Below are 12,804 nucleotides of genomic sequence, written 5' to 3'. Positions count from 1 at the left end.
AGAGGAGACAGCGTGAGCTATAACCCCAAGTTAAAACAAATCATCGTGGATGGTTTTTATGATTTTTTTAAAAATCGATTTGACGAAGATATGGTCTTTGAAGAGAATGCTGACTTCGATTTCACCAATTGTTATTCTTCTCGGATCAAGGTCAAAGGCAATCACATCAACGGCTACTTGATCATCAATGTGGACCCAGCAGCACTAAAGCACAGCCACCCGGAACGTAAGTACGGCGACGAAATTGTCGAGGAAGATTTGATGGATTGGGTTGGTGAAATTGTTAATCGGGTTCTCGGCAACATCAAAAACGACCTCTTGTCCTTCGACTTAGACACCACTTTGAATCCTCCAAGCTCTCAAAATAGTCCCTTTGAGAAAGCCGACGACGTCAAAACAGAACCTGAGACATATGTGTTTAGCAACGGTACGTATCAACTTGGAATTACATTCCAGGCGGATATTTCTGAAAGTGTAAAATTCGATAAATCAGCTTAAGGAATCATGCTGTGACTGAAGCGAAAAAACTTTATGATGGCAACGACATCAGTATGTTAAAGGGCGCCCTACGGGATGCGGCCTCCAACCGACTCAAGAGCGTAATCCCAGCGGCTGGATTCCAAGCCATCGAAATGGAGTCTCATCCAGCACTGTCAGAAGATGATTGGATGGTTAAGATCATCGTGGAATCTGAAGACTTGATATTCACCTTTCGGGTGTACTACCAAGTTGACGACGCCAAAGCCTTTGCTTCTCAAAAGGCAAGCTTCAAGGGTAAAAATATCTCGCCATTTCTTTGCCACGACTTCATCCGGGAATACTGTAACCTTACTGCTGGTGCGTTGAAGATTTGGCTTCAAAGTAATTATTCAGCACTGAAAGAATCTGGTGAACTGGTCGTCAACCTTCCCAACCAGAAGCCCGCCCTCTCAGAACCTCTAGCATTTAAAGAGGATGAAGAAGAAGAGATTTACGACTTTTGGATCTTTACCTTAGATAATGCCCAAATTCTCTGTAGTTGGGATGTAGAAATCCACGATTGGGCCGGCGTCACAGAAATGCTGAAAAGCACGTCATCTCTTGCTGAGCAAGACGACGGCGGCGACGTAGACTTCCTCTAAATGATTTAGTACAAACGGCTCAAGGGTGCAAAACTCTTGAGCTTTCCCACTTTCAGGGAAAAATAACCTGGCCACAAGGCCACGTGAACTTGCAGTGACTCCCCAGAAAAATCCCCCTAAGAAAGCTTACTTCAAATTACCAAGCCCTTCGCCGAACGGGAAATAACAGACGTACTTGAGGCTAATTTTTTCAATCCATGCGGAGGGGCCGTGACCACCAACACGGGCAAACGAGTTGCAGTTATGGATGCAGATCTCCACTATCGAGAGATTCTTACCCAATACTGTCTTGAAGAGGGATACCAGGACGTCGCTGAATACGAGTCACCAGACGATCTCGCTAAGGCTCTGGATACCGAAAAGTTTGATCTCTTCATCGTCGATTGGTCAGCCAAAGGGCAGATCACCGGTGCTGGCATTGTCAACCGCATACGAGCCAAACAGGCAACGGCTTTAACTCCCATTTTGGTTTTCTCGGGCGTTATTAGTGAACACGATATGACGCTTACGGAAGAGTTCTTCTCGATGGACTTCCTCCAGAAGCCGGTCACCCAATCCATATTTCGCACTAAACTTCAAGCAGTGAATAAAGAGTACCAATGGTATCAAGCCAATTTTCGGCTTATTGACAAAGCCTTCAAAAAAGGCTGTGAGAACCTTCAGGCAATTAAGTCGATTCTTAAATTACTGGACAAAGCCCCTAATCCGATTCCACTAGGCCTTCTGGTTTCAGACGTTCTTTTAGAAAAAAACCAGCTTAGCGCTTGTGAAGCTGTACAGAAAAAAATCCTAGCTGTAGATAAGAAGAATATCAGGGCACTGAGCAATCTAGGCAAAATCGCATTGGAGCGGAAAGAAAACCATAAAGCCTATCAGTTCCTTAAAGCAGCCGATAAGATATCGCCGGACAATCTAGGCCGGATCTGCACCTTAGGCCAACTAGAACTTCAAGAGCAAGAGTCTCAGCTAGCCAAGGACACTTTTGCTAGGGGGCTGGAAATTGATAGTCAAAGCGAAGCAGCAAACGCCGGCGCAATTATCGCTCAAAATCTAGATGAATTTCTTTGCTCTAAACCACCTTCGATTTCAAAACCGTTTGCGTGCCTCATGAATTCAATCGGGATTTCAAAGGTGCAATCAGGCGCTATAGACGATGGAATTACACACTACCAATCGGCACTATCGTTTTTAAACAACCGCCGTGATAAAACCAAAGTGATGTTCAACATCGGTTACGGTTACTTCCGCCAGGAAGATTATGAGAATGCCATGGCCTGGTTCGAAAGATCTTTTCAAGAGAGCCAGGATCGATTTGCGAAGGCCAGCACCTATGCAGAACTTGTTAAAAAGCAATTTGGCATCAAGCAAAACCTAATGACACTTAGCAATGCAGACGATCTCGATCAGAAGTTTCCAGATAGTAGTGAAGATGTCGATGAATTCTTTGAAATGATCGGATAGGAATCCATCAACTGCCCGCGCACGTTCGAAAGAGGGGCCAAACCGGTTCCTCTTTTTTCTTTTTTATCTACAAGCAACCGCTCGCAATCAGAAATTTCCCTTCTCATTATATGTGCCATGGTATAGATTTCCCATGATACGCAATCCAGGAGCTATACCTTGCAGAGTTTACTATCATACTTCTCTCAGAATCATCGGCTGACAAACTTGCTATTTGGCCTTGTCCTTCTTGGTGGAATCTTATCTTGGTTTCACATCAAAAAGGAAGAGATGCCAGAGTTTGAATCCAACTCAATTCGCATTAGTGCCTCATATCCAGGCGCCAATGCAGCGGATGTCGAACGTCTGGTCATCTTTGAAATCGAGAAACGCTTGCGGGGACTCTCCGGCATTGAAACCATTAGCAGCGAAGCAGGCACAGGTAGCGCCTCCATCTCGGTATCACTCCTAAACAACCTGGATGACAAGCAGGTCGTTCTACAGTCCATACGCGAGGCTGCACTCGACGCACCGTTGCCTGACCGCGTTCGCGAAACCATCAGCTTCCGGCAATTTAAGACCAGTGAGAAGGCGATTATGGACATTTCCCTGTCTCACAGTGAAGCCCACCTTTTGAACTTCGAAGATCGGCGCATGGTTCAAGACCAAGCCCGCTCACTCGAAAATATGCTCGTCGCGTCACCATTGATCAGCTCTGTGAGCCAACGGGGGTTTCTTGAGCAGGAGATACAGATCCTTGTTGAGCCCACCAAGCTAGAGCAGTTCGAAATCCCAATAAGCCAAATTGCAGCATCAATTCGCAATAATAATATCCGTCTTCCAGCTGGCGCCCTAGAAGATACGGGTGAAACCAAAGTAACGATCCAATCCGAGCTTGACCAGGTTGAGAAGTTTGAGAATCTCACTGTGTCCAGTAATTTTGGAGGCCGCAACATCCGACTCAAGGACGTAGCAAAAGTGTTACGGATCTTTCAAAAAACACGATCCATTCAAAAGGTTAATGGCCACGAAGCTGTGATCATCAATATTCGTAAATCAGTTGATGCAGATATTACAGAGGCGCAAGAGGCAGTATTAAAGATTCTCGATCAATTCAAGCAGAGTCGTAAGAACGCCAAGCTTAAGATCATAGCTCTGGACGACGAATCCTATGTGATCTCCAACCGACTCAAGATCATCGCCAGCAATGGCATTGTGGGATTCCTTCTAATTCTCATTTGCCTCCTCCTTTTCCTCGACCTTAGGTCTGGGATATGGGTTGCTATGGGTATTCCGTTTTCCCTGTGCTTTACCTTGATTATTTCCAACTACCTTGGCTTTACTGTCAACAACGTGACCCTCGCTGCCGTAATCATCGTCTTAGGAATCGTTGTCGATGATGCGATCATTGTGGCTGAAAATGTATCCCGGAAAAAGTCTTTAGGGCTATCGGAACTCGATGCCAGCGTCGAAGGCACAAAACAGGTGATGCTACCCATTATTGCTAGCATCTTAACCACTTGTGTTGCCTTTGTTCCCTTTTATTTTTTCGAGGGCCGATTCTCATCATTTGTGCTTTATATCCCATCGATCGTCATCATCATGCTCATGGGAAGCCTACTTGAATCCACCCTCATACTTCCATCTCACCTCCAAGGCTGGAAACTCAAAGAGCAAAAAGAAGCGGGGCACTGGTTCTTTAAATTCGAAGAACGTTTTGCCAAACTTCTCAAAATCGTGCTCCGATTCCGGGCGATCTACGTCCTCGTTTTTATCGGTATTCTAGCCGGCTCAGTCTACATCTTTCAAAATAAGCTCAAATTCGTCCTCTTCCCCCAAGACGAGAATTCAGAGATATTCATTAGAGCAACAGCAAAGGATGCGCAAAATGCCATTGAAACGGCAGAATTATCACGGAAAATCGAATCTATGGTGCTACAAGATGAAGGTCTGGTAGTAGGCATTCGCAGTAGCATTGGCCAAAGCCGACGAGGCCGCCAGAGCTTGGCCAATAGTATTTCTTACCGCATTGAGCTGACTGCAAAGGAAGAGCGAGCTGAGAGTTCGGAAAGTATCTCAGACCGTTGGGCGACGAAGCTCAAGGAAATGACTGAGTTCACCAAGGCTCGCGTTATCAAGGGTCGATTTGGATTTTCTAGTGGCAGCCCACTGGAGATAATGATTCAATCAAATCGCGATGGCGAACGTCATGAGATTGCCCAGCTTGTAAAGGCCGAGCTTGATAAGATCGAGGGAGTTCATAACAGCGAGATTGAAGCTCCGCTGCTAGAAGACACTTATGAGATTGATTTCCGAAAGGACCGTATGGCCCAACTAAATCTCGATCCAAAAACAATTGCTGAGAGTATTCGGATATTTGTTGAAGGACAGATTCTATACACCCTTCCCGAGGGTGATCAAGAGATTGAAGTTCGGCTCACCAATTCCGTGGATTCTCGTAAGAAGATCGAGCAGCTACTAGAGAAACATATTGGCAATAGTGCCGGTTACCTTGTGCCCTTGCGAGAAGTCATCGAAGTTAAGAAGCTTCAGAAGCCCGCCAGTATCTCTAGGGTAGACTACCAGCGAACCACCATGGTTTACGGCGATCTGAAACCAGGTAGTAAACTGACCTCTCTTGAAGTGGCTGAAATGCTGGAAAGTGGACCATTTCCTCGGATCCTAGAAGAGCATCCAAATAGCATCATCACCTTTCGAGGCGAGGTTGAAGAGTCAAGAAAGTCCAGTAGCGGTTTTTCGACATCGATACTGATGGCAGTTGTTATGATCTACACGATTTTAATCCTGCTCTTCAATAGTTTTACCACCCCATTCTTAATCCTTGCGGCGATTCCCTTTGGAATCGCTGGCGTTATTTTAGCCTTCTTTTTCCATCAAAAAGCCAGCTTTGGTTTTTTTGCCGTTGTCGGCGCCATCGGTATGTCTGGGGTTGTTATCAATGACTCTATTGTTCTGATTTCAACATTCAAAGAAAACCTTAGCTGGCAACTTGATGGCCTCTTCGATGACATCGCTCGTATTTCATCCACCAGGCTTCGAGCAGTTCTTGTCACAACGATAACCACAGTTGCTGGCCTGTTTCCTACAGCTTACGGCTTAGGAGGCTACGATGCCATGCTAGCAGAAATGATGCTGGCTATGGGCTGGGGACTTCTGTTTGGCACAACCATCACCCTGGGCTTGGTGCCAGTACTCTTTAGCTTCTACGCTTCTATTCGCATTCGACTTTCGAGGTCTTAATTTATGATCATTCTACTTCTTTTAGGTATATTTTTCAATTCGTGGACTGCTCAAGGTGCCGATTCAAAACCATTTTTGAAGTATCTGAAGGCTATCCAAGAGCATGATCCGAAACTCAAAGATATTGAGAAGCAGTACCAAGCTCAGGACGCCTTTTTTTTAAGCCAGACTCAAGAGTGGAATGTCTCCATAAGTCTTACCCACGAGGAAAGTGATGAAAATAGCCCCGCGACGAACTCAATCATAAGCTCAAGCATTCCCGAAACTGGGAGTTCAGTAAGTATAGGCCGGTCGATAAGTCGAAGCAACTCAGTGGCTGGCATCACCACTACGGACAACTTAGAAATTAGCCAGAAAGTTTGGCAAAATGGCTTCTCAAGACTCTATAATTCGGAGCAAGATCAGTTAAAGGCCAAGGTCACTAGAAATCATCTAGAAAGAGATGAAGCACTAGAAGCTCATTGGTTTTCTAGGGTTCAACTCTACTTGGATTGGCTGCGGCAAATACTGGAGCTTGATATTCAACAGGAGATATTGAATGAAAGTAAAAGCCTCTATGGATACGTTAAGAAACGCTTTGAAAGCAGCATTGCTAGAGAAAGCGAACTTTTAGAGGTAGAAGTCAGTGTCATTGAGCAAAAGGCGAACATTGCCGCGATTCGGGCTCAGATCAAACAGATTGAACAAGACATTGAGCAAATGACAAGGATCAAACTTCCAAATCGGATCTCTGAGCAAGGCTTACCGCGCCTGCCAATCAATCTGGAACAATCTGCTTGGCGATCGTTTCGAATCCTTGCAAGCGAGACTTCTCTCGATGAAATGGAGCTTGATGACGCTAAAGAACTTGAAAAAACAGATGCTGATCTTTATGTTGGAGCTCGGCGAGTTCAAAACAATGTCACCAGCTACGAAGAGTTCTATGCGGGTGTCAGCCTTCTCTTGCCCGTTCGTAATCATAGCGTTGCAAGCTCAGTCAAGTATCGGGAAAGTCAACTAGAGTGGACTAAGAGCAAGAAAGGCTCCCTACAAATTGAAACTCAGCAGCTTGAAGCTGAGTTAAAAGCCTCCATGAAGGCTTTAAAAACTCAAATTCAATCAAGCAAAGAGGGTTTAAAGCTTCTAGAGCGAATCAAGGTCCTGCGGTTAAGCCGCTATCAAAATAGCCGAATATCGTTTCGAGAGTTAGCCGATGCTCAAGCCAAACTTAATTCTCAGCGCCTTAAACTTCTTGACTTGAAACTCAAATTAAAATCGGAACAGCTACGCTTTAGTCGCGACACGGATCAGCTTCTTCTATTTATTAGGGCTTGGCTTGGATAGCAGGCATATCTAGCTGTTCTTTAGGAAGATAGTTATCGCGTTGGATAGCTTCGAAAAGAATAAAAAAATACCTCTGAGAGAGCAAAGCCCCATTAACAGAGGTATTTACAGTACCTAGATTACTCTGCTTCTTCGACACACAAAATATTGGCCGGCTGATCTTTGACCCGTGCTGCAAGGTTTAGGTGGGTCTCACCCTTTGCTACTTCTTCATAAGTTTCGTCGATCTTTAAAACATCAACGCTGCCATCAGTTTGAACCACCCGTAAAATCGATACATCTCTATTTGATGGCTTGTACCAAAATAAGAATTCGCTTGCATATTCATGATCGGCTGATTCAATCTGAAACTCTGAAAACTGACCAGCATAGATACCCGCTAGTTCGTCAACGATTGCTTTAAACGTGGAGTAGCTAGGCAGTGTTCCTTCCGTACAGACTGCGTCTGATTTCGCAACATATGCAGTTGCTTGCTGACTTTCAGGAGATTTATTCTCAGGAGTTGCAGACGGCTTAACTTCTGTACCTTCTAAAGATTTCAATTGACTAGAATCGTTCTCCGACTCGGGTTGCCCCTTAGGAGACTCCGCTAGATCTTCCGGTGCATGCGGAGGTGTTCGATTCGACGACTTATTATCCTTTCCACAAGCTGATAAAACTAGAATGGACGAGAGCAATGCAATGGTTAGTTTCATTTCTATTCCTTTTGATCAGGTTCAATTTAATAAAGAGAATTGTAGATGCGTCCAGGGCAAATATATTGCCCCAAAAACATTGTTTGTGCTTAGTTTGCCTCAACGGAATACTGCCAGGTAATCGGCAAGTCTGCTTCCTTGGTCGCTAATTCATTAAACACGTAATCAAATTGGCTAGTGAAATCAATCACTGCCTGCTCAAGCCCAATCAAATAGTAGTTCTCGAAGTTAGTCTTGAATGCCGCGTTCGTAAAGTTTCCAGCTCCGGTAAATACCTGACCACGTCCGTCGTTATATCTGAAGACCATGTATTTATTGTGATGAAGCTGATAGCCACCTTCTTCCTTACGGTGATTTGATTCAAGGTAGCGAACCTCAAAGATTGGATCACCGTTTTCATCAAGATTCTGACTGTAACGTTCTACCAATTGCTTGACTCCTAATCGGCTCCCCGCACCCAAATACTCATGCTCATAGATAAATGCACAGTTCATGTTCCGCTGCTGCTCAGTAGATTTTCCATTTTTGCATGAGTTGGTAGCATCGTCATAAGCATATTGCCGAGTATTACCAAGATCGACGTAGTTACCAGTGGTTGTACCAACCCAGAAAAGTTCATCATCTGCGATGAGACGGACTTTCGGAGGGTTACTAGATCTCAACCTTTGATCAAGAATAGACATAATACTCTTCATAGAGAGATGGTGGATAGCAATGTCAATCTCATCCGCTTTTTTGAGTTCATTTTCTAATACTGGCCGCATATCTGCTTTATCAGCGGAATATGGAATGAAGAAACTCTTTACAGAAAGGCCATCTTGGTTCTCAAGATTCTCTTCTGCTAAGCACTTAGAAAATTTACTAGTGAAGCCTTCGATTTCTCTGCTATGACTCGATCTTCCAGATCCTTGTTGCCTAACCATTGGAGAAACCGAATCTCTAAAGCAAATATGCCTTTTCGCAAGCTTCGAATCTTTATCTACCTTTAAAAAATTCCAGTTTTCATGATTGCGCCATGTTCCAGAAGAGGAAACATTCGCACTTTGAAAGCTAATGAGTAGCTTATCAGAAAGCTCACTATTATGTGAACCTGATTCAACAATGATTGTCTTTGCGTGAGCAAGAGTTCCAGTTTCACCAAACTTATCCCAGTAGACAAGCTCATATTTACCGTTAACGTCACAAGACCTTAAATCGTTGAGGTCACTATTGTTAGAATCAACAAAGATCTTAACTTCGACCCCAACTCTAAGAGCTTCACAAAGCTTTGCAATGACTTCTCCGCTGCTAAAGCTCATACTAGCAATGAATATCTTGTCACCACTCTCTGCTGCCCCAATAATTTCCTCAACACGTGTAAGTGGGCTATCTTTGTCACGAAGACCAGCCTCAGCTCTGGAAGTGGAGTTTGCAAAATCTTGAGATCCACATCTCACGTTTGCTTTGATATGAGTTTTGCTTCCCCCACCGACAGTCGGAATCCCGTCAACGAAAATTCGCTGAGGTTGCGCCGGAAAAGAGTCTAGCGTTGAGTCTTTTCTATCCCCAGAATATGGAGGAACATAGCTGACGATTTTTTGTGGTGGACATACCGGGTTAGTAAAAAGAACTTCAAAATCTATATCACTCTCTACAACTGGATCAACTGGATCAACTGGATCAACTGGATCAACTGGATCAACTGGATCAACTGGATCAACTATCTCAATAGAACCTAAGGCTTTGCTAGCGTTCACCATCACTCCACTCTTGGTGTAAGGAGTGATCTTCCCAACTACTTTTATAAATTTCGCCCCAGAGTTTGAAAGCCGACTCTTGGCATCCGCTTCGTCCAGTTCAAGACCACCCAAAAACACACGAACGAAGTCTTGATGATCTAGTTCAAGAGTAATGACTTTATCATCTTCTTTATTGGCATCTTTCAATCTTAGTCTCGTTAGTCCAGAAGCGTCATAATTTTTAATGGACGAATATGCTAAGCGGCCCTCAAAACCAACACAATCGAATAAAGAATCGGTCGAGGAAGGCAAAGAAAAAACTTCGTTTACGTTTAAAGGGTCCTGTTGCGTCCCACACTTAATATCTTCCTGAAGAAGCTTTACCCCTTTCGTGTCAGCAACAACAAAGATTGGGCTCCCATCTCTATCTCGAATCAAGATACCCCTCGCCGAAATCTTATTACCTTTTGTGAATCGAATTGCTGCCTTAATTTTTTCTATTCGCGATGATTGATTTGCTCGCCCGAATATGGCGAAGCCGACACTAGTTTGGTCAATGATGATGGCCTTTTGGCCACTATCATCGATAGGCTCATTGTCTAACTCTAAGCACGTACCGACCCAAGTATCCCCTACCATAGAGATATCGCTTTTCGCTCTATAGCCATCGCAAGTTGACTGATCAAGCTCGTAGACTTCCTTGTAAGGAGGGAGAATAGATCCATTTCCGCTAGTGCTGGTTTCAACTGAATCGAGAGTCAGATCGATCCGAATCGGTAAATGATCTGAATATCCAATACCGAGATGGTCATATTTAAAGTTTGGATTTTTATTAGAAACCATCCACCTTTTCGGAAGCCCTACTTGATTTTTTAATATCCAGCGAGCTAGTTCGTAATTTTTAGCTCCGACAACTTGAAAACTATTATCCACATAACTCAAACCGTTCTGATCATAAAGCCTGGTGTTTACAAGGATGTGATCCAGCGCGGAGCCATACCCTCGATACTCAGAACTATAGCGCTTATTAGACAATTCAAACCATGTGTTGTACAAGCCGCTACTCTTGCCATGAAGATAGCTGGGTTCCCTTTCTAGAATTCCTAGGGATGTTACGATTTCGGGCTCTTTAGCATCCTCTCCGACTATATGTTCTAGTGAAACATTAAAGTCCCCTGCCACTAGAATATCAAGATCTGGGAACTTTCGATTCCAATCAGAGACTGCCTGCCCTATTTTTCTTGCAAGTTGTTCTCTTTTACCATCAGCTCCACCCTTCTGGCTTAACCAATGAGAGTTCACAACACGTAGCCTTTGCCCTGCAACTAAAACATCTGCTACTTGAATGTTTCTGATACCAGCTGACCTTGAGTCCGGAAGGCGAGTGGGGATTACCGACGCCAAGGATGTGTCTATGGGGAATTTACTAGCGATAGCGGTTGTCATGTTGGATGTTGAATCATCCGCAACATCGACGATAAAACCATTTTCACCGAGCTTATAGTTCTTCTGATCACCAACTGAAAAGTATCGATATCCAATTTTTTCTAGTTCAGGTTTAAGCTCGTGGAAAGTAGCCTCATCTTCGAACTCCTGCATAGCAACAATGTCAGGGTTGCCAGAAAGCACTAATGCATGGGCAATTTTTCGCTTTTTTAGTTCCTGAAAGTCCGACCAGTTACTTTCAGAGGATCGATATTGAGCGATCGAGTTTCTTTCCCCAGATGTCGATCTAAAGTGTTCCACATTATAAGAGGCAAAGCTTAAATTTTTCACAGCAGCCTGATCGATGATTGAAATCGGAGCTTCGAAGACCGAATTGACTCGAAGATTTCCAGCTTCAATCATAAGTTTTGCCTTTATTACAAGGCGCCCTTCGATAGTCCAAATACGCGCGGGAGCAGAGAGGCTTAAAGTTGCTTTTTCATCTCCCAAGCTGAGCACTAGGGAGCTTTTCCCAGACAATAACTCGTTGATTTCAGGCAGGGATACCATCTCACTCACATATGGACCTCTGTTTGTTATTCCAGAAACCTTCACCAGAGTTTTGCTATACTGAGGATTGAAGACATCACCTGAGAGGAGCACTTGAACTTTTTGAGCCGACGACTGAAAAAGAATACCAGCACGTTGAATTCTAGAGCAAAAATCCTTCACAGATTCATTTTGAGTACAAACAATTTTACCTAATTCAGCACCACGAAACTCATCAAGAGAACTAGTAAGCGCTTCCTTAGATGCCTCAATTTGCTCGGCAGAGGCCTCAGCATTACCTAGGAGAGACTTTGCTGCTTCAATAGCTTCTTCCAAGTCTTCAATTGATACACTTTCATGACTCGCAAGATCTTGAGCTACCAGCAGTTCTGATTCTGCCTTATTTAGAATTGCAGATAGTGCAGAACGATCTGGTGTAGATGGATTAGCCCCACCACCATCTTCTGTTTCATCTTTTTCATCCGATTTGCCATTACCTATGAAGTCAATGCGTGCTCTTTGCACGTTCTCAATAGCGGCTTTAATATCATCAAGATCACCTTCTGTCGCAACGGTCTCGGCCTGTCGGGCGATCTCGGTTAACATTTCGATTTGCTGCTCATTATGGCTGCTACTGCTCAAAGCTTCGATAAGTAGTGTTTTTGCTTGCCCTATTTCGCTTTGGAGTTGGGATTTAGCACCATCGAGGATCGATTTTTGGTATTCATCATAAGCACTTTTCAATCGACTATAGGCTTGCTCAACATCTTTCTGGCTAGCTGTATCGCTTCCTAGAACTCTCTGCGCAGCTCTGAGAGAGTCTTGCAAATCTTGGTATTCATCAACCGTATCTTGAGAGAAGATATTGTCGAGAACGAGATTTTCTTGACCAACCTGAACTACCAGCTCTGTCAGGCGACCCTTACTAACTTCAGGTACTTGATCGATCTGTGGGTTGGGTTGTTCCTGTTGTGTTGGGAGTTCCGAAGACTTCTTTGTTTCACACCCTCCAGCAGTAAGCAAGGATATGATAAATATAGTATAAACACTCTTCATAGTTTGTTTCCTAACTTGAAAATATGTTGATAGAAACCAAGAGGTACGACCAAGTAGCATATTAATATGACATATGTCAATGCGAACCATAAGATATTACGCTAAATTTAATGTCCTTTGAATTCAGATAGATATGGATAATTCTGGTTCGGGTACACCAGGACTCTATAATCAGCAATCTGTAAATAGCTAAATATATTATTATTTTTTGGTTCT

At 43.8% G+C, this 12,804-nt stretch carries 7 protein-coding genes; 5 read left to right on the top strand and 2 right to left on the bottom strand.

Going from position 1 to position 12,804, the window contains the following annotated elements; translation table 11 throughout:
- The first annotated feature begins 12 nt into the window (after positions 1-12).
- The 5 genes from B9N89_RS21625 to B9N89_RS21605 all read left to right on the top strand — a co-directional run bounded on the left by B9N89_RS21625 (position 13) and on the right by B9N89_RS21605 (position 7,145).
- Positions 13-498, top strand: coding sequence for a chemotaxis protein CheX (locus B9N89_RS21625; RefSeq protein WP_132322547.1), 486 nt, complete (start codon positions 13-15; stop codon positions 496-498).
- Between the two features lie 11 nt (positions 499-509).
- On the top strand, positions 510-1,121 hold the full coding sequence (locus B9N89_RS21620; RefSeq protein ID WP_132322545.1) for a hypothetical protein: 612 nt from the start codon (positions 510-512) through the stop codon (positions 1,119-1,121).
- 210 nt (positions 1,122-1,331) lie between these two features.
- Positions 1,332-2,582 carry a response regulator gene (locus tag B9N89_RS21615; protein ID WP_132322543.1) on the top strand — a complete coding sequence of 417 codons (1,251 nt, stop codon included), beginning with the start codon at positions 1,332-1,334 and terminating at the stop codon, positions 2,580-2,582.
- Positions 2,583-2,741: 159 nt separating this feature from the next.
- Positions 2,742-5,822: an efflux RND transporter permease subunit gene (locus B9N89_RS21610; RefSeq protein ID WP_159455542.1), complete on the top strand. Its 3,081-nt coding sequence runs from the start codon at positions 2,742-2,744 to the stop codon at positions 5,820-5,822.
- Positions 5,823-5,825: 3 nt separating this feature from the next.
- Positions 5,826-7,145 (top strand): TolC family protein, encoded by a 1,320-nt coding sequence (locus B9N89_RS21605; RefSeq protein WP_132322539.1) that lies wholly within the window; start codon positions 5,826-5,828, stop codon positions 7,143-7,145.
- Positions 7,146-7,264: 119 nt separating this feature from the next.
- Here the strand turns inward: B9N89_RS21605 and B9N89_RS21600 are convergent, their stop codons facing one another.
- Positions 7,265-7,840: a hypothetical protein gene (locus B9N89_RS21600; RefSeq protein WP_132322537.1), complete on the bottom strand. Its 576-nt coding sequence runs from the start codon at positions 7,838-7,840 to the stop codon at positions 7,265-7,267.
- Between the two features lie 89 nt (positions 7,841-7,929).
- A complete protein-coding gene (locus B9N89_RS21595; RefSeq protein WP_159455541.1) occupies positions 7,930-12,588 on the bottom strand; it encodes a phospholipase D-like domain-containing protein in 4,659 nt (1,552 codons plus the stop codon).
- Positions 12,589-12,804: the final 216 nt, after the last annotated feature.

The sequence above is a fragment of the Pseudobacteriovorax antillogorgiicola genome (genome assembly GCF_900177345.1).
In the GTDB taxonomy this organism is placed as follows: domain Bacteria; phylum Bdellovibrionota_B; class Oligoflexia; order Oligoflexales; family Oligoflexaceae; genus Pseudobacteriovorax; species Pseudobacteriovorax antillogorgiicola.
Note: the sequence above shows the minus strand (reverse complement) of the source record. Positions and strands in the feature narration are given on the sequence as shown.

What these genes read in the sequence shown, in the direction of transcription:
- B9N89_RS21605 (WP_132322539.1), top strand. Translation starts at nt 5,826, where the DNA reads ATGATCATTCTACTTCTTTTAGGTATATTTTTCAATTCGTGGACTGCT.
- B9N89_RS21600 (WP_132322537.1), bottom strand. Translation starts at nt 7,840, where the DNA reads ATGAAACTAACCATTGCATTGCTCTCGTCCATTCTAGTTTTATCAGCT.
- B9N89_RS21595 (WP_159455541.1), bottom strand. Translation starts at nt 12,588, where the DNA reads ATGAAGAGTGTTTATACTATATTTATCATATCCTTGCTTACTGCTGGA.